The sequence below is a fragment of the Flexilinea flocculi genome (assembly GCF_001192795.1).
GTDB lineage: Bacteria > Chloroflexota > Anaerolineae > Anaerolineales > Anaerolineaceae > Flexilinea > Flexilinea flocculi.
This window is the reverse complement of sequence record NZ_DF968180.1, coordinates 125703-143533: the sequence shown is the minus strand read 5'-3', so window position 1 is coordinate 143533 and position 17831 is coordinate 125703. Positions and strand designations below refer to the sequence as shown.

The following is a 17831-nucleotide window of genomic DNA, read 5'->3' as shown; positions in this document are numbered from 1 at the left end:
AACTCGCATCAGGGAATCTGCAGATTCAATCCCGGAAGAATGGCTTCATTCAGGTTCAATGAATTCTTTTTTGCAATTGCTTCCGGCGTAACATCGCCGAAAATGCATGCGATGCTGTTAAAAGTGTCACCTTGCTGTACGGTATACATTGTCGGATGAACGGAGGTGGATCTCGGTCCCTGAGCAGCATTCCACTCAGTATTCTTTGGAATTTTTAGAACCGTACCATAAGAAATATTATTTTCGTTTTCAAATGTAATTTGATTGAGAGAATAAAGGGCTGCCCAGTTCAGATTGTATCTTCTGGCAATGCATTTTGGCGTTTCACCAAATTGAAGGATATAGGTTTCCGGAAGAACACCTGATTCGAAATCGATCGGTTCATTCTTTGGGATTTGTTCTGAAACCAGCACAGGTGGATTTCCCTCTGTGGATATCGTTTGATCGGACATTGTCTCAAGCGGTACCTGGTTGGATTCCCATACCTGTTTTGTCGCCTCAAACATTAACGCTCGTTCCGGACTGATTGTAGCTTTCTCCAACGATTGGATCGGATCAGTGGATGATTGTTTAGAACAACCTGCAAATAGAATCAACCCGGCAAAAAGAATGAGCATTGTTTTTTTCATAGATCCTCCGAAAAGATTTATTCAATCGTGATGTATGCACCGGAACAAGAAATCTTAGGAGTCAGGATTTCCATTTTCAGATGAAAGCTTTCTGCTGCTGCAGCCATCCTGGATCGCAGCAAATTCGTGTCCGACATTGTAAACGCGATGATGCCAGGTCCTGCTCCGGATAAACCGGCTGCAGCGCCTGTATTCTCTGCCGCTTTAATGATTGCATCCGATCCGGTGATCAAAGGAATACGATATGGTTGATGCAGACGATCTTTCATTGCAAACTGAAGCAGCGCTTCATTTCCTTCAGCGAGCGCTTGCATCACTAAAATCGCATGTCCAATATTAAATATAGCATCTTTCCTGAGAATTGTCTCCGGTAAAATTTTTCTTGCGGTTTTCGTTGGCAAATTAATTTTTGGAATCAGAATAACCGTATTCCATGGTGCGATCGGGAAACGATGAGTACAGACTGTACCTTCATCAGCACTCATTCCAATGAGACCGCCAAATATTTCCGGAGCTGAATTGTCGGGATGCCCCTCAATCGATAGTGCCATTTTGAGCAAATCTTCATCAGTAATATTGGCATTAAGCCATGCATTTGCTGCAAGTAACCCTGTCAGCGTTGCGGCAGCGCTGGAACCCAAACCGGCTCCAATTGGAATTCGGTTTGTACAATCGATATGAAGATTTGCCGGAAGTACACTGCCATGCAGTCTGCAAAATTCTGAAAAAGCCTGAAAAACCAGATTATTTTCAGGCTCTGATTCAATTTCCGGCTTGTACCCGACGCTGTTGATCGTTCGTCCTTCCTGGTCAAATGAAAAAACTGTCTCATTCCAAATATCCAATGCCAGTCCGATGCAGTCAAAACCGGGACCGATATTCGAAGTGCTTGCCGGAACGTGAACTGTGATTCTTTGCGGAGTCATGGCTTTCTCAGGATGAAAGCTTCAATCGCATCATAATCAGCTGGCAGCAGTGTCGGTTTGGTCATTTTGGATGTGATGATGTCCGGATCTTTCATGCCATGACCTGTGCAGATTGCAACGATGCGTTTCTGGTTGACATTGATGGAACCGGTTTGAATTTGAGCTTTTAATCCGGCAATGCCTGCTGCAGAAGCCGGCTCTACCCAGATTCCGTTCAGAGCTAACATTTTTTGAGCTGCCAGAATTTCATCATCCGTTACAGCAATGATTTTTCCTGTAGATTCTTCCGCAGCTGCCAGCGCTTCTTCACCGCGAGCCGGACGGCCGATTCGTATTGCGGTTGCAATTGTTTCCGGATGATCCACAGCATGCCCGATAACTAAAGGTGCTGAACCTGCAGCCTGAACACCCAATATGTGCGGCAATCCAGTATTTTTCAATTGATGATATTGTTTAAATCCCATCCAGTACGAAGTAATATTCCCTGCATTTCCAACTGGCAGACAAAGCCAGTCAGGAGCCTGACCAAGAACATCGCAAATCTCAAAAGAGGACGTTTTTTGACCTTCCAAACGATATGGATTGAGAGAATTGACCAGCTCGACTGTACTTTTTTGGCTGATTTCCACAACTAACGAAAGCGCTTCATCGAAAGAACCGGGAATTTGAATCACTTCAGCACCATATGCAATCGCTCCGGCGAGTTTCCCTACGGCGACTTTTCCTTCCGGAATCATGACGATTGCCCGCAATCCTGCTCTGCGTGCATACGCTGCTGCAGAAGCGGCAGTGTTGCCGGTGGATGCACATATTACAGCTTTTGCACCTTTTGCTTTCGCCATGGTCATAGCTGCCGTCATGCCACGATCTTTAAAAGAACCGGTCGGGTTCAATCCTTCAAACTTGATGTACAGTTCAAATCCGCCGCCAAGTTCTTCCGCCAATGCCGGAACCGGTATTAAAGGCGTATTTCCTTCCAGAAGGGTTACAGGATCGATGTCTGTCGGCAAATGGATCAGATCACGATAACGATTGATGACGCCTTGATAATTCATAATTTTTCCTCTCTGATACGCATTCGCGTTTCTTTGAAAATTTATGTCTACTATTCTAATATATTTTATCGAAAAAGCCGTCTCAGAGCAGCAATTCGAAATATGGGTGTGAATGATTTCTTAGCTTTCTACCAAAAGCCGATTCACACCGAAAAAAAGCCATTGATTATCATGGTTTCCTAAAAAACAGTTGACAGTTTTTGAAAAATATATAAACTAAAGTTATGTTATTCGATCAATTTGTTCGACGAACCAGCCGATATTACTCCCTTCAGGTTTGAAGCGGGGATGTCGTGTTTTGTCACTGATCGGTCTTATATGTGAAAAGCAGCCCTCCTTCAAGGAGGGCTTTTTATATCCATTTGAATAAAAAATGAAGGAGATTCATCATGAAAACCGTTACTTGTCCTGTATGTGGAGCCGAAATCGAAGTAGATCCGTCTGTAGAACTCGGAGAGATCATTGTGTGTCCGGATTGTGGTGTTGATTTGGAAATTGTATCTTTGGATCCATTGACAGCTGAAGAAGCCCCGATGGAACAGGAAGATTGGGGAGAATAATGCCGAAAATCGGTGTGCTATTTTCCCGTCTTCGTGTCGAAGAAAAATGGATTTTCGAAGCTCTTGAATCCCGCGGAGTCGATTATGATCGAATCGATGACCGTAAGCTGGTACTGGATTCCAAGGGAGTAGAGACCTGGCAGCAATATGACTGCGTTTTAGAACGCAGTATCAGTTATTACAGCGGGCTTTATGCTCTGAAAGTTTTGAATGGATGGGGTATTCGGACTGTGAATACCGCGCTGACAGCTGAAGTTTGCGGTGATAAACTGGCAACGAGCTGCGCGCTGGAAAAAGCAGGCATTCCACAGCCTCGTTATGTTTGCGCTTTCACACCTGAGTCCGCATTGGATGCCATTGAAGCGCTTGGTTATCCTGTAGTAATAAAACCGGTTGTGGGCTCCTGGGGCAGACTGCTGGCAAAACTGAACGATCGCGATGCTGCGGAAGCAATCCTTGAACACAAATCTACACTGGGTTCTGCTTTACACTCCGTTTTTTATGTCCAGGAATATATTGACAAACCGGGGCGGGATATCCGTGCAATTGTCATAGACGGCAAAGTCGTTACAGCCATTTACAGGAAATCGCAGCATTGGATTACCAATACGGCGCGTGGCGGTGAAGGGGAAATTTGTCCCATCACGCCTGACCTGGAATCGATCTGCCTCAAAGCAGCCGCTGCTGTAGGTGGTGAAATTCTGGCGGTTGATGTTTTTGAAGATGCGAACCGTGGTTTGATGATCAATGAAATCAATCATACGATGGAATTCCATACGCTACAGCCGACAACCGGTGTGAATATCGCCGATCATATTGTTGAATATGTTCTGAAGGTGGCAAAACGATGATAAAGACTGCGATTATTGGAGGATCGGGTTACGGTGGTGGTGAATTACTCCGTCTTTTGTTGAATCATCCGGGGACGGAGGTAACCCAGGTCACATCCCGTTCCCATTTAGGCGAATATGTCTATCAGGTGCATCCAAACCTAAGAAAACGGACCATGTTGAAGTTCTGTGATCCGGATCAGGTGGAACCGGTGGATATTTTATTCCTTGCTCTTCCCCATGGCCAGGCGATGAAGAAAATTCAAAAATACGCTGAACTGGCTCCACAAATCATCGATCTTTCAGCCGATTTTCGCCTGAAAGACGAAACAACGTATCAGCAGTGGTATGGAAGTCCCCATCTGGCACCGGAATGGATGCCCAAATTTGTATACGGCTTGCCGGAACTGCATCGAGAAGAAATTAGACATGCGCAGTACATTAGCGGAGTGGGATGCAATGCGACTGCTGCCAACCTGGCATTAATGCCGCTGGTTAAAGCTGAACTGATTGATTTGGATCAGCCGGTTTATGTTGAAATAAAAGTTGGTTCCTCCGAAGGCGGCGCGGAAGGAAATGCCGGATCGCACCATCCGGAACGAAGCAATACCGTTCGAACATTTTCGTGTTTTGGACATCGTCATACTGCGGAAGTGATGCAGGAAATGCATCTTTCTAAAGTTGCGCTGACGATGACATCGGTTGAACTGGTGCGCGGTGCGCTGGCAACCGTCCATGCAGCGGCAAAATCTGCCGTAACGATGAAGGATTTATGGGCAGCTTATCGGACTGTAGTCAATGAAAACCCATTTCTGAGACTGGTCCATGAGCAAAGAGGGATATATAGAGTTCCGGAACCTAAAATTCTGGCAGGATCAAACTTCGCGGATCTTGGATTCGACTTTGATCCACAGAATGGTCATTTAATTTCAATTTGTGCCATTGATAATCTGATGAAAGGTGCTGCAGGAACGGCCATACAATGCATGAATCTGATGTCAGGTATGGATGAAACTACGGGATTAGAATTCACAGGCTTGCATCCCATATAATAGCAGTTCGAAATTTGGGAAAGCCTTTTGAGTAAAAAAGAGAAAACTTGTTGTTGTGTTGTTTTTGCGCTGAGCGCAAAAACAACACAACAACAAATAATCCCTCTCATAATTCAAATTGGTGATTACTTCTCAAATGGAGGGAAATTAAGCTATGAATGATGAAAATCAAAAAATAATGGTTGTAAAAATTGGCGGAACAGAGGGTGTGGATTTTTCGCACATTTGTGTCAATGCTGCCCGTATGATTATGGAAGGAAAACAATTAATCCTGGTTCATGGCGGGTCTGCGGAAGCCAACCAGCTTGGATTGGAATTAAATGTCCCACCGCGTTTTATTACATCACCCTCCGGGCATACTTCCCGATATACAGATCAGAAGACCATGGAAGTATTTATCATGGCTGTTAACGGGAAAGTGAATTCGAAATTAGTGTCACAACTCCAGGAAAACGGGGTAAATGCCTTCGGTATATCCGGTATGGACGGAAGACTGATTCAGGCAACGCGCAAAGAAGCGATTCAGAGTGTTGAAAATGGAAAACGCCGGATCATCCGCGATGATTTCAGCGGGAAGATAGATACAGTCCGGGCTGATCTGTTGCATATTTTGCTTACAGCGGGACTAGTACCGGTCGTCGCACCTGTTGCAATCGGCAAGACAGGTGAACCGCTCAATGTGGATGCGGATCGTGCGGCTGCTGAAGTGGCTGCAGCGATGAAAGCGGATACATTAATTCTGCTGACAGCAGTGCCGGGATTGATGAAATCGTTTCCGGATGAGGCCACGCTGATTAAAAAAGTCGATCGAAAAGATATTGAAGTGCTGCAGGACTATGCACAAGGTAGAATGAAAAATAAAGTGTTAGGAGCACAGGAAGCACTTGAAAAAGGAGTAGGCAGGGTATTAATTGCGGACGGCAGTGTGGAAAATCCGATTGATCATGCACTTGCCGGCAACTGTACATGGATTAGCTGAGCATTGCTCTTCGGATTGTTCGACAATCCTTGCAACACTTTTTCAGCAACAGAAAAACAAGCAATCTTCTCTATAATCGAAAATTGTTGACTACAATCATTCAGAATTATAACGATTACGGAATCAGGCAACAATTCAAGATTTAGAATAACCTTTCGAATCAAAAAGGAAAACTTATTGTTGTATTGCACACGCGCTTCGTGAAAAACAATGCAATAAAAATAGTCTTTCCAATAATTCAAATCGCTGAGAATAAGGATCATCAACGAATGGAGAATAATTACTGGCTGACAGCTCCGGAAGAATTCAAAACGTTATTCGGGCTGGTGGAAAAGTATAGCCCCAGCGGATCGGAAGCGGATGCTGTTTTTTGGCTTGTTGCCAGAATGGCAGCGCTGGGTTTTACAAAATCCTATGTCGACGGTGGTGGTAATGCAATCGGTGTGATGGGAGATGGTCCGAGACAATTAGTACTGCTCGGACATATTGACACAGTTCCGGGGGAAATCCCGTTTTCGGTGGAAAATAACATTCTATACGGTCGTGGTTCTGTCGATGCGAAAGCGCCTTTATCCTGTTTTGTGGACAGTGTCGCACAACTCGGATCAATTCCAGGCTGGCAGATTGTTGTAATTGCCTGTGTCGATGAGGAATGTGATGGAATGGGGGCACGTTTTGTGCTGCCCAATTTTTCACCGGAACTGGTTATCGTGGGTGAACCCAGCCGCTGGGATCGCATTGCCCTCGGGTATAAAGGATGCGCGTGGTCCAGTATCCAAATTTCTTCTGATGTAACCCATGGCGCCAGTGAAGAGGCTACTGCATGTGAAATTGCTTCCGAAATTTGGGGAAAAATTCGTTTGTGGTGTAAGGAATACAATCAATCCCGTCCTAAAATTTTTGATCAGATTATGTTTTCACTGACAAACTGGTATTCGGGAAAAGATGGTTTTTCTCAATGGGCACGATTGGTGGTCAGTGCCAGAATTCCGCCAGGATTTATGCCGGAAGATTTTTATGCAGTTTTAGAATCGATTGCTCCGGATGCGATTATTTCTCATTCCGCATTCCCAACACCGGCATATCGCGGAGAAAAGAATTCACCGCTGGTTCGGGCATTCCTTCCGGCGATCCGCGCGAACGGTGGGCAACCTGCCTTTGTTTATAAAACCGGCACAGCGGATCTGAATCTGGTGGCTCCTGCATGGAATTGTCCCGGCCTTGCCTATGGACCCGGTGATTCAACGCTGGATCATACACCGAATGAGCACCTATATCTGCCTGAATTTATTAAAGCGAAAGAGATACTCATCGATGTACTCAGACGTCTGACAAAATAAGTACTCTTCTCGTATTGAAAATTACTGATAACTCGATTTGTATACCAATTTTTGTTGTTGTGTTGGTTTTGCGCTCTGGGCAAAACCAACACAACAACAAATACTTCCTCTGATAATTCAAACCGCTGCAGACAGTCCTCTTTCAGAAATTCGAAATTTGGATATCCATTTTGAACAGAGAGAGAAAATATTTCATAACAGTAAATATTTCTTTCCATATTTGAAATCGCTGATCCTCTTTTCAGGAAAAGCTCCTTTTGGGGGTTATAATCTTTCTGGCAATATAAACTGATAGAAAGAAAATATTACCTTTTATGCCTGATATTTCCATATTCCAAATAATTGGGGCTTGTTTTTTCTCTTTTTTAGCCGGAGCCATTGATTCAATTGCTGGTGGTGGAGGCTTAATACAACTGCCCGGTTTAATGGCTGTTCTGCCAAATGTACCCATTGTTATGCTTCTCAGTACCAATAAGATGTCTTCCGCTTTTGGAACCGGCATGGCAATTTTTCAGTATTCCAAAAAAGTGCCGATACATTGGAAACGCATGATTCCAATTGCGGCAATTGCTTTTTTTGCCAGTATCTGCGGAGCGCTGACCGCGACACGAGTTCCAAATCAATGGATGCGCCCTTTAGTGACAGTATTGCTGATCGTAATCCTGATTTATACACTGCTAAAAAAGGATTTGGGGGACGATACCGAAAAAGCCGGCGTTTCAAAAAAGAGCAAAATCATTCTTGGTTTGCTGGTCGGTGTGTTTATCGGCTTTTATGACGGTTTCTTTGGACCAGGAACCGGAAATTTTTTAATCCTTTGTTTCATTTTTATATTTGGATTAGACTTTTTACAGGCTTCTGCATCCTCAAAAGTTGTCAATTTAGCAACCAACATCGGAGCCATGCTTCTTTTCATCATCAGCGGTTATGGATATTATCTTCTGGGCATCTTAATGGCTGCCTTTAATATGGCAGGAGCTGTATGCGGTGTGAAATTGGCGGTTTTGAAGGGGAGTAAATTTATCCGAATATTTTTTATTATTGTCGTTTCAGGTCTTATTATCAAACAAATTCTGGATTTCTTATTATAGAAAAGGAAAAGCGGGCTTTTTTACTCTTGTTACACAGCGATTCGGATGATGAGAAGGATTATTTAGGGTAGTGTTATTTTTTACGCTCTTCGCAGCGTCAGCACAATGACAAGTTTTCCTCTTTTTCTTGAAAAGTTTTCAAAATTCAAATGATTGTAGATCAGCCCGAAAAAAAATCAATGCAACCCAAAAATCAAATTATATTTCCGGATTATTCCAACAACAATTTAGGCATCATTTCTTCATTACTTCGATATTACAATATCCCTTGTGCCACACCATCTATATCCGAACTGGATGATGAACTTGCATCCAAAAAATATCGAAATGTTGTAATGGTTCTGATGGATGCAATGGGCTCACGTATTCTTGAGAAAAACCTTTCAACAGACAGTTTTCTTCGCCGAAATCTTCGCAAGGAGTTGACGGCAGTGTATCCCTGCACCACCGTTTGTGTAACCTCCTCATTTTTCTCCGGATTACAGCCTGTATCCCATTCCTGGCTGGCGTGGAGTCTTTACTTTAAGGAATGGAAACAGGTGATTGACCTTTTCCCATACAGGGATTCTTTCACAGGCGATCTGATCGATCGAAATGAGAAGAACGTACTCGACTTTATGAACTTTGATCCAATTCTGCCGAAAATTGAAGAATCAACACAAGGCTCTGTCAAAATTCATTGTGTATTTACCGATATTGCTCGGCCTCGTCTGGTCGATTTAGCCGGAAAATATCTGACAAAGATCGGATCATTTGAATCCTTATTGCAAACAACGCTTGAAAAATCGAGAGAACCGGGCGATCATTTCATTTTCAGTTACTATAAATCTCCAGATGATCTGCTGCATAAAAATGGTTTGACACATCCTGAAGTGTCGGAATTTCTTGAAAACATAGACCGGCTTTTTGCTGAATATGCAGATCAATTTGAAGACACTTTGATGATCATCACAGCCGACCATGGAATGCAGGATATCAACAATCATTTTTACCTCAACTCGGTACAGCCTTTGAATGAACTGTTGCGAAATTTTCCGGCAGGCGATCCAAGGGCAAAATTTCTTTATGTCCACCCAGGTCGTGAAGACGCTTTTGCGGAAAGATTCAAACGTGAATTTGGAAATGAGTTTTTATTGTTTAGCCAGGATGAATTCCTTTCGAAAAAAATGCTGGGGGAAGGTCGGATGCACCCAAAGGTAAAAGATTTTCTCGGTGATTTTATCGCCTGCGGAATTGGGAACAGTGATATTCTCTTTGCTCCGGATGGTTTTCGTCCTCCGAAAGAATTTAATGGACATCATGCCGGTTTGACTGCAGAGGAAATGTTCGTACCGTTGATTCTGGTGAAATAAAAAAAGTGATGCTGAATAAAAAAACGGCTGAAAAAAATTCAGCCGTTTTTTTATTCTGATTTTTCCTGTCAGCGTGTGACAGTGGTTCCAAGCGTCAGCCTGACTTCAATGGTCTCGTTATCGCGTAGAATCGTCAGAGTAATACGTTCACCCGGCAAATATTTTGCGAGCTCTTCTTTCAACTCATCGACATTGTGAATTTCCTGATCATCCATTTTTTGGATAATATCATTGACCTGTAATTCGGCATCATCTGCCGGACTATCTTTGGTGACCTGGCTGATCAGCGCACCTTCGGTTCCTTCGGGGAGATTCAACGATTTAATATCTTCCGCTGTAATATCTTTGACATAGGTACCGATCCAGGCATTTCCTTTGCCATTTTGTGCGATTACTTCAGCCTTTTGTTCCCGTTCTTCAGAGGATGGACGAGCTGCTAATGTGACATCCATGTCAATTTCTTTTCCGTCACGCAAAATATGGAGTGTAATTTTATCTCCGACACTGGTATTGGATGCAAGATAAGAAATGACATCATCCATTCCTTTGACAACGCGATCATTTATTTTTGTAACGATATCGCCGTCACTGTAAATTTCTGAACCGCTGATCTCGATGGTTTCCTTACCACCTTGAATACCCGCTGCTTCAGCAGGGCTGTCTTTTTGAACGGTCTGGATCAAAGCACCACGTTGATCATGATCAAGCTCCAGCGCTTCATTGATTTCAGGAGTCAGGGCAATTCCGCTCATTCCGATCCATGCATGCTGGTACGAACCATCACTGATCAGTTTTGGTACGACTCTGATTGCCAGGTTGGAAGGAATTGCATAGCCGATGCCTGCCGAGGAATAGGTTGACGATGAGAAAGAGTTGACTACACCGATAACTTCCCCATTCAGATTGATCAACACACCACCGGAGTTGCCCGGATTAATCGCAGCATCAGTCTGAATCATGTCAGGTATCGAATAATGACCGGTTTCGTCGGATCCGCTTTCCAAGGAGAAACTGCGGCCAAGCGCTGACACGATACCCTGTGTCATCGTCCCCGTGTTACCGAACGGGTTGCCGATGGCAGCAACGAAATCGCCGGTTTTTACCTTCGATGAATCACCCAATGTTACCGGTTGAATATCGGTCCGAGCATCGGTAACTTTCAATACGGCAAGGTCACTGTCCGGATCTGCTCCGATAACCTCTGCGTCACGCACGATACCATCATAGTAGGTTACAGTTACTTCTGCGGCATCTTCAATAACATGATTGTTCGTCACAATATGACCTTCGGTATCATACACAAAACCGGTACCGGAACCATATTGCATCGGTTTTTCATTATCATTATCCGGTTCAGGCTGTTTTTTATTCGGTCGTTCCTGTTGATTATACTGTTCGAAGAAGGGGATAATGTTCTGAAAATCGAAATTATCCCAGGGATTATCCTGACCTTGATCCAGCGATGTTGTTTTAGCCGGAATGGCAACCGAAACAAATACAACTGATGGATTAATCTGATCATACAGCGAACTCAGGGAGAGTTTTGCTGCAGCAACGTCTGTCTGTGATACGGTTTCCTGTCCCTGAACCAGTCTGAAAGCCCCGAAACTGATTGCGAGGATGAGGATTACGGATAACCAGATGATTTTTGATGTTTTTTTCATATTTTGCTCCTTTTCTTTTTTTATCTTTCTTCCAGAAAACTGCAAGATAAATTGTAAATTTATATTTCATTGATAATAAGATTACTACGGATTTGTTAGCAGAATATTAACTTTCGTTTAAACCAATTCCTTAAAAACCTTAAGTTCTGATTAAAAAAACCATTTTTTAAGAAATTTTGGGTATTTTTACCGTAATTTGAAGTATAGATTGGCTTTTTAAATGGTGGATTGGAAACAAATATTTATTTATCCATTTTTTATAACAGTAATTCGATATATTAAAAGAATTAATTGTTGTTCTTATGATTTTAGAATTCGTGCTAAATATTCAGATAATGAATGATTCAAAGATATACCTGTCATTGCTTCGTTGTGCTGATGCTCTCCTTGCAATGACAGATTTCATCCCAGTAATTCGAAATTTGAAATGATGTCCTGCAGTTGATTTTATACAGATTGCAGAGGCAAATGAATGGTGAACGTACTCCCTTTCCCTTTGATGCTTTCCACGCTGATCGTTCCATGATGTGCTTCAACAATTTCCTGCGCAATATTGAGCCCCAGTCCCATTCCTTGTATAAATCGCTTTTTTTCCGATCCACGGTAAAAAGGTTCAAATATATGCGGCAGATCGTCTTGCGAAATTCCCGGGCCAAAATCCTGTACGGAAATTTGAATTTCTTCCGGTTTAGCAGATGCAGAAAGGATTACGTCCCCCCCTTTCGATGAGTATTTAATGGCATTGCTCAAGATATTTCCGACAGCCTGGTGAAATCGGTTTTCATCGATCAAAACGGTCGGCAATTGATCTGGAATTTCATGAATGAGATTGACCTGATTATTTTGAGCATATTTTGTCCAATAGGTGGAAAAATTCATTAACCACTCGGCCAATGGAACAGGTTTCATGAAATACTGATTCAGCGGATCGGATTCGGATCTCAGAATAGACAGATCGCCTACAAGCAGTTCTAATCTTTTAATTTCCATTTTCATTCCGCTGGTCAGGTCTTTCGTCAGATTTTCATCCTGTATAGCGCCTAAATTCAACGAATCAACCGCAGATGCCAGAGCGCCTAACGGTCGTCCCAGTTCATGCGTCAGATAGGAAATTAATTTGGTTCTGGTTTGTTCTGAAGTTTCAAGCTTCTGCGACAATTTATTAAAGGCTGCTGATAATTTCCGAATTTCGGCCGGTCCTGTCTCTGGCAGCGGTTTATTTTTACTGCCGCCTGATAAATCATAGATGGCATTGGTTGTACGATTGAGCTGTTCTTCCAGACGAATGGCGTTAAAGAGTCCTATGATGATCCCCAGAAGTATTCCACAGATCAGGATAATGACAATTCTGGTAGAAGTTTGTTTTAGTTGATTTTCAAAATAATTGATGGGTAGATTTAAACGAATGACCCCCAGTAATTCATCCTTATCGTTACTGACAGGAACCATCATTTCGATGATATCCCCTGATTTTTTAAACGGTTGATAAGGATTGACTTTCATAAACGGTTCAAAAGACTTTTGCTGCAACTGTGAAACCAGCAACGAAAAGTCCGAATTCAGATCCAGCGTTATGGGTTTGTTGTCTGAGGAAGCGATCCATTGCCATGTTTGATCAAACAGAACAATTCCGGATACCAGTTGCGGGCGAATTTCCTGGATCAGATTATTTGCAGATTCATGATCTTTCCAGATATCCGGATTTCCCTCTGCGTATCCCTTGATTAGTTGCGCCTGATATTCGATTGTCTTTTTCATATCTTTTAAGATAAAACTTGTCTCCATCGCATACGAGAGCGCGACACCTATCAATGGGATGGTGATGATGACCGGAAGAATATGACTGAGAATAAACTGCAATTTTAGATTTTTCATTCTGAACCAGGATTTGAAACAAACTTATAGCCGATACTTCGTACAGTTACAATACGTTCCGGATGGTCCGGATCCTTTTCTACTTTTTCACGCAGCCAGCGAATATGTACATATAAAACCTGCGTTTCTCCAATATATTCTGCACCCCATACGCGTTTCAACAGGTTATCGGTGCTGATCACGCGATCCGCGTCCAACACAAAAGCAGTCAGCAGATCGAATTCTTTCGGCGATAACTCCAGTGGACGATTCTCAATACTTGCCTGATGCTGAGAAAAATCAATTCTCAGATTACCTGCCTGGATAATTCCTTCTGGTTGCGGCGGTGCGGCTGTTTCTTTCCTGCGCAGGACTGCCTTCACGCGAGCCAATAACACATCAAAATCAAACGGTTTGGAAATATAATCATCGGCTCCGGCATTTAATCCCATGATCTGATCGCTGCCGCTGCGCCGGGCAGTCAAAAAAATTATCGGAATATTTTTAATCTGGTGAATGCTGGAAATGGCATCGAGACCATCCATACCAGGTAAACCAATATCTAAAAGAATCAAATCAGGTTGATCGATTTGGATGATTGCGAGCGCATCCTCTGCACTTTCCGCAGTATTGGATTGGAACCCGCTTTTTTCTAAATTGAAAGCCAAACTCCTTCGGAGCAAGACATCATCATCAACAATCAAGATTTTATTTGCCATTCCTTATCCTACTCCATTTCGATTAATATTCGAATCTTCTTTTTTCAGCTATTCGAAATATGGATTAACTCTTTGAAGAAAGAAGATTTGATGTTCTTTTCATTTTTCAAATTACTGTCCTCATTTATTTTATATACCTGTTTTGAAAATGTGTGTCAAGAAGGGATATCCTCCTGATGATTAAATCCACCTTAAGGCTGTCCTGTTCAATGATCTGCCTGTTGTTGAAATCAGCTGGATGTATCACGGTATTGGGGGGTAATTCATTTTCTTTATTAATAAGCCGTCAGAATATTTAGCTGCTGCAAAATAATAACGAAGAATCCCGCTCTTATTTCGAATGACTGCACGAAAACCGCCGGCCAGACCGTGCAGAGAGGACATGGATGGTATAATTAGCATGTTAAATTTGAGGTAAAAGGCAAAAAAATATGGGAAATGATGCAGTAAATTCGGTGGATATCGATCAGCAAATGCGCGTTGCGTATCTGGATTACGCAATGAGTGTAATTGTATCACGGGCATTACCAGATGCACGCGATGGTCTTAAACCAGTTCACCGCAGAATTCTTTTCGCAATGCAGGACATGGGTATCCGGTCCAACGGTCCGCACAAAAAATCAGCCCGTATTGTTGGTGAAGTTCTGGGAAAATATCATCCGCATGGCGACTCATCGATTTATGATGCGATGGCTCGTATGTCACAAGATTTTTCTATGCGATATCCGCTGGTTGATGGGCAGGGTAACTTTGGTTCCATCGATGGCGATTCACCGGCAGCTATGCGTTACACTGAAGCGCGAATTGCCGCGATTACAGATGAATTATTGGCTGATATTGACAAAGATACGGTTGATTTCAGTGACAATTTTGATGGAACACTGAAAGAACCGCTTGTCCTTCCATCAAAACTGCCAAATCTCCTGCTGAACGGATCAGCCGGAATCGCCGTCGGAATGGCAACCAATATTCCCCCGCATAACCTGCGGGAAATTTCCGCAGCGATGATTTATATTATCGACAATTATGATGATATTGAAAATATCTCCGTGGAAGATTTGATGCGTTTTGTGCAGGGACCGGATTTTCCGACTGGCGGTGTGATTCTTGGAAGAGAAGGAATCATGCAAGCGTATTCCACAGGACGTGGACGTATTGTAGTGCGCGGACGCACGGAAATTGAAGAAAACCGTCCCGGACGGTATGACATTATTATCACAGAAATTCCTTACCAGATCAACAAAACTACGCTTATCGAACGAATCGCTGAACTGGTACGTGAAGGCAAGCTGGATATGATATCAGATCTGCGCGATGAATCTGATCGTACGGGAATGCGCATTGTTATCGAACTCAAGAAAAATGGTCAACCCAAACAAGTATTAAACCTGCTGTATAAACACACCATGCTGCAATCTACCTTTGGTGTCCAGATGCTGGCATTAGTGGAAAACCAGCCGCGTACGCTTTCTTTGAAAAAAGCGCTGCAGATTTTTATCGAACATCGCCTGACGGTCATCCAACGCAGGTCGCACTTTGAATTGGAAAAGGCAAAAGCTCGTGCACATATTTTGGAAGGTTTGCTGATTGCTCTCGCTAATGTCGATGAAGTGATTGCATTAATTCGGGCTTCCCGCGATATCGAAACAGCCAAAAATGGGTTAATGACCCGGTTTAATCTTTCTGATTTACAGGCACAGGCAATTCTGGATATGCAATTCCGCAGACTTGCCGCTCTTGAGCAGATGAAAATTGAGGATGAACAGAAGGAAATAACAGCTCGCATCAACTACTTAGAAAATCTGCTTGCCGATCCGAAGCAGCAGCTTGAAACGGTGAAACGGGAAACAGCGGAATTGACAGAAAAATATGGCGATGACCGCAGAACATCCGTTGAAGCGGATGCTGTAGAACATTTGTCGGACAGTGATCTGGTCGATGATCAGTCGGTTTTTATCACACTCACCGAACGCGGATATATTAAACGAGTCAATGCAAATGTCTATCGGACTTATAACCGCGGCGCTGTCGGAGTAGCCGGTCATGGATTAAAAGAAGAAGATCAACTTTCCAAACTGGTCTTTGCAAATACCCATGATACGGTTCTTTTCTTCACGAATAAGGGAAAAGTTTATACGGAAAAAGTCTTCCGTATCCTTAAAGGGGAGCGTACGGATAAAGGAACTCCAGTGATCAATGTAATCAGTCTGGAACCTGAGGAGAAAGTGACTGAATTAATTGCTGTTTCCGATTTCAATCCCAGGAATTACCTTGTCATGGTCACAGCAAATGGAAAAATTAAACGCACTCCGCTGAAAGAATATTCCAATGTCCGCACGAATGGCATTAAAGCGATTCGTCTGGAAGAAGATGACGAATTAAAATGGGTTCTCCAAACCAATGGAAAGCTATTTATTATTATGGCAACGGAAAATGGAAAAGGACTGCGTTTTTCTGAGACAATCGTTCGTTCAATGGGCAGAACAGCTTCGGGTGTTCGCGGAATGAAGATTGCAGCGGATGATCGTCTGGCTTCGGTCGACGTTGCAGCGGAACAGGATTTTCTGCTGGTAGTCGGAGAAAAAGGCATTGGAAAACGCACCCCTGTCCAAATGATCCCGACACATGGCCGTGCCACAAGCGGCGTGATGATTACAAACAAACGTGCACTGTCTATCACTGGAAAGGTGATCGCAGCTTGTGTCTTACGTGAGAATTATGATGTGACTTTCATCACCTCTTTGGGAAATGTGGTACGTTTGAAAGGTACTACCATTCCGGTTAAAGGAAGGACGGCTCGCGGCGTTCGACTGGTACGCTTGACTGAAGGAGCGACTGTAGCGGCTGTGACCAGTAATGATGCAGATTTAATTCTGGATGATGTGGTTCCTGAAAATGTACTCCCGCCGGAAACTCAGGAGGACATGGCTGCTGACGCCTTTGAAGAAGTTGACGATCTTGATGAGGAATTGGACGAAGCTGAAGAATCGGAGGAAATTCCAGAATCGGATGAAAATGAGGAAATCCTTCCGGAAGATTCTGATAACGACGAATAAAAAAGCGGGCTGTTAAACAGCCCGCTTTTTTATTATTCTCATGCGACAGAGGATTGCCACGCCCTGCAGAGCTCGCAATGATAAAAGTCCGCCCTTGTATAAAGTGCACCGACAGGATTTACCACGGTAAGGCTTGCATGGCAATTTGTCATTGTAAGGAAGGCTTAAGCCCGACAAAGCAATCTTAAAGTATCAAAAAACACTCTGTTATGAAGGAGGAGAAAAGAATATTTCGCCCAAAAGGAGAACCTCCTATGCAATAATCAACACAGACTGGGAATCACATCACATACAAGCAACAAAAGAAGGAAAAAATCAAACCGCTTAGCGAAAGGTGAAGGAATAGCGCGGTTATTGACGACTTCGGGCGCTATCATGCGAAACAGGTTCGCGTACCCTTATAGGAACAAACAAACCACCGGTTAAACCGGTGGTTATGATTTATTAACGAAAAAATTGCCTTACCCATCGAAGAAGGATGGATACTGATTTTATCTTGATGTCGAAACTTTTAAAATTCTCCCATTTGCATCGACAGTCACCCGCAGCACCAATTTGATGGGTATTCCATCCGCTGTTTTTTCTTTTTTCTCATAAACCAACACAGCATTTCCATCTGATGTCTCAGTAACCTTCGGATATATATTCTTAAAATCCGGATATTCCTGACAGATAGTCTGATTTACGGATTGAACTTTTTGTTTTGAAAACGCTGCCATGCAAG

At 43.1% G+C, this 17831-nt stretch carries 15 protein-coding genes; 8 read left to right on the top strand and 7 right to left on the bottom strand.

The features are described 5' to 3' along the window. Positions 1-8: 8 nt before the first annotated feature. The 3 genes from ATC1_RS02715 to thrC are packed head-to-tail and all read right to left on the bottom strand — an operon-like array spanning position 9 to position 2610. Entirely contained in the window at positions 9-629 is a 621-nt protein-coding gene (locus tag ATC1_RS02715; RefSeq protein WP_062278155.1) for a LysM peptidoglycan-binding domain-containing protein, read from the bottom strand. A gap of 17 nt (positions 630-646) precedes the next feature. Next, the gene (gene thrB, locus ATC1_RS02710) at positions 647-1555 is read right to left on the bottom strand and encodes a homoserine kinase (protein WP_062278153.1); all 909 of its coding nucleotides are present in this window, start codon (positions 1553-1555) and stop codon (positions 647-649) included. After that, positions 1552-2610 carry a threonine synthase gene (thrC, locus tag ATC1_RS02705; protein WP_062278151.1) on the bottom strand — a complete coding sequence of 353 codons (1059 nt, stop codon included), beginning with the start codon at positions 2608-2610 and terminating at the stop codon, positions 1552-1554. Before thrC ends, thrB begins: the two co-directional genes overlap by 4 nt. A 389-nt stretch (positions 2611-2999) precedes the next feature. Between thrC and lysW the strand changes: the two genes are divergently transcribed. The 7 genes from lysW to ATC1_RS02655 all read left to right on the top strand — a co-directional run bounded on the left by lysW (position 3000) and on the right by ATC1_RS02655 (position 9814). Beyond that, positions 3000-3170 carry a lysine biosynthesis protein LysW gene (lysW, locus tag ATC1_RS02695; protein ID WP_062278147.1) on the top strand — a complete coding sequence of 57 codons (171 nt, stop codon included), beginning with the start codon at positions 3000-3002 and terminating at the stop codon, positions 3168-3170. Continuing rightward, positions 3170-4021 carry a lysine biosynthesis protein LysX gene (lysX, locus tag ATC1_RS02690; RefSeq protein ID WP_062278146.1) on the top strand — a complete coding sequence of 284 codons (852 nt, stop codon included), beginning with the start codon at positions 3170-3172 and terminating at the stop codon, positions 4019-4021. The genes lysW and lysX overlap by 1 nt, the downstream gene beginning before the upstream one ends. Further along, positions 4018-5052: an N-acetyl-gamma-glutamyl-phosphate reductase gene (gene argC / locus ATC1_RS02685; protein WP_062278144.1), complete on the top strand. Its 1035-nt coding sequence runs from the start codon at positions 4018-4020 to the stop codon at positions 5050-5052. Before lysX ends, argC begins: the two co-directional genes overlap by 4 nt. A 154-nt stretch (positions 5053-5206) precedes the next feature. Beyond that, entirely contained in the window at positions 5207-6031 is an 825-nt protein-coding gene (locus ATC1_RS02680; RefSeq protein WP_236688107.1) for a [LysW]-aminoadipate kinase, read from the top strand. 269 nt (positions 6032-6300) lie between these two features. After that, complete coding sequence (locus ATC1_RS02670) at positions 6301-7371, top strand: M20/M25/M40 family metallo-hydrolase (RefSeq protein WP_082174627.1); 1071 nt, start codon at positions 6301-6303, stop codon at positions 7369-7371. 314 nt (positions 7372-7685) lie between these two features. Continuing rightward, entirely contained in the window at positions 7686-8462 is a 777-nt protein-coding gene (locus tag ATC1_RS02660; RefSeq protein WP_062278138.1) for a sulfite exporter TauE/SafE family protein, read from the top strand. Between the two features lie 179 nt (positions 8463-8641). After that, positions 8642-9814, top strand: a complete 1173-nt coding sequence (locus ATC1_RS02655) for an alkaline phosphatase family protein (protein WP_172667698.1) — start codon at positions 8642-8644, stop codon at positions 9812-9814. A 68-nt stretch (positions 9815-9882) separates the two neighbouring features. Here ATC1_RS02655 and ATC1_RS02650 read toward each other — a convergent pair whose 3' ends face one another. The 3 genes from ATC1_RS02650 to ATC1_RS02640 form a co-directional block, all read right to left on the bottom strand. Beyond that, the gene (locus ATC1_RS02650) at positions 9883-11478 is read right to left on the bottom strand and encodes a trypsin-like peptidase domain-containing protein (RefSeq protein ID WP_062278135.1); all 1596 of its coding nucleotides are present in this window, start codon (positions 11476-11478) and stop codon (positions 9883-9885) included. Between the two features lie 447 nt (positions 11479-11925). After that, positions 11926-13353, bottom strand: a complete 1428-nt coding sequence (locus ATC1_RS02645; RefSeq protein ID WP_062278133.1) for a sensor histidine kinase — start codon at positions 13351-13353, stop codon at positions 11926-11928. Beyond that, on the bottom strand, positions 13350-14051 hold the full coding sequence (locus ATC1_RS02640) for a response regulator transcription factor (protein WP_062278131.1): 702 nt from the start codon (positions 14049-14051) through the stop codon (positions 13350-13352). The genes ATC1_RS02645 and ATC1_RS02640 overlap by 4 nt, the downstream gene beginning before the upstream one ends. Before the next feature lie 431 nt (positions 14052-14482). Between ATC1_RS02640 and gyrA the strand changes: the two genes are divergently transcribed. Beyond that, a complete protein-coding gene (gene gyrA, locus ATC1_RS02635) occupies positions 14483-17107 on the top strand; it encodes a DNA gyrase subunit A (RefSeq protein WP_082174626.1) in 2625 nt (874 codons plus the stop codon). A gap of 491 nt (positions 17108-17598) precedes the next feature. Here the strand turns inward: gyrA and ATC1_RS02630 are convergent, their stop codons facing one another. Next, on the bottom strand, positions 17599-17826 hold the full coding sequence (locus ATC1_RS02630; RefSeq protein ID WP_062278129.1) for a hypothetical protein: 228 nt from the start codon (positions 17824-17826) through the stop codon (positions 17599-17601). Between the last annotated feature and the right edge of the window lie 5 nt (positions 17827-17831).

Coding starts and splice junctions, on each gene's coding strand:
- ATC1_RS02715 (WP_062278155.1), bottom strand. CDS start 629: ATGAAAAAAACAATGCTCATTCTTTTTGCCGGGTTGATTCTATTTGCA.
- thrB (WP_062278153.1), bottom strand. CDS start 1,555: ATGACTCCGCAAAGAATCACAGTTCACGTTCCGGCAAGCACTTCGAAT.
- thrC (WP_062278151.1), bottom strand. CDS start 2,610: ATGAATTATCAAGGCGTCATCAATCGTTATCGTGATCTGATCCATTTG.
- lysW (WP_062278147.1), top strand. CDS start 3,000: ATGAAAACCGTTACTTGTCCTGTATGTGGAGCCGAAATCGAAGTAGAT.
- lysX (WP_062278146.1), top strand. CDS start 3,170: ATGCCGAAAATCGGTGTGCTATTTTCCCGTCTTCGTGTCGAAGAAAAA.
- argC (WP_062278144.1), top strand. CDS start 4,018: ATGATAAAGACTGCGATTATTGGAGGATCGGGTTACGGTGGTGGTGAA.
- ATC1_RS02680 (WP_236688107.1), top strand. CDS start 5,207: ATGAATGATGAAAATCAAAAAATAATGGTTGTAAAAATTGGCGGAACA.
- ATC1_RS02670 (WP_082174627.1), top strand. CDS start 6,301: ATGGAGAATAATTACTGGCTGACAGCTCCGGAAGAATTCAAAACGTTA.
- ATC1_RS02660 (WP_062278138.1), top strand. CDS start 7,686: ATGCCTGATATTTCCATATTCCAAATAATTGGGGCTTGTTTTTTCTCT.
- ATC1_RS02655 (WP_172667698.1), top strand. CDS start 8,642: ATGCAACCCAAAAATCAAATTATATTTCCGGATTATTCCAACAACAAT.
- ATC1_RS02650 (WP_062278135.1), bottom strand. CDS start 11,478: ATGAAAAAAACATCAAAAATCATCTGGTTATCCGTAATCCTCATCCTC.
- ATC1_RS02645 (WP_062278133.1), bottom strand. CDS start 13,353: ATGAAAAATCTAAAATTGCAGTTTATTCTCAGTCATATTCTTCCGGTC.
- ATC1_RS02640 (WP_062278131.1), bottom strand. CDS start 14,051: ATGGCAAATAAAATCTTGATTGTTGATGATGATGTCTTGCTCCGAAGG.
- gyrA (WP_082174626.1), top strand. CDS start 14,483: ATGGGAAATGATGCAGTAAATTCGGTGGATATCGATCAGCAAATGCGC.
- ATC1_RS02630 (WP_062278129.1), bottom strand. CDS start 17,826: ATGGCAGCGTTTTCAAAACAAAAAGTTCAATCCGTAAATCAGACTATC.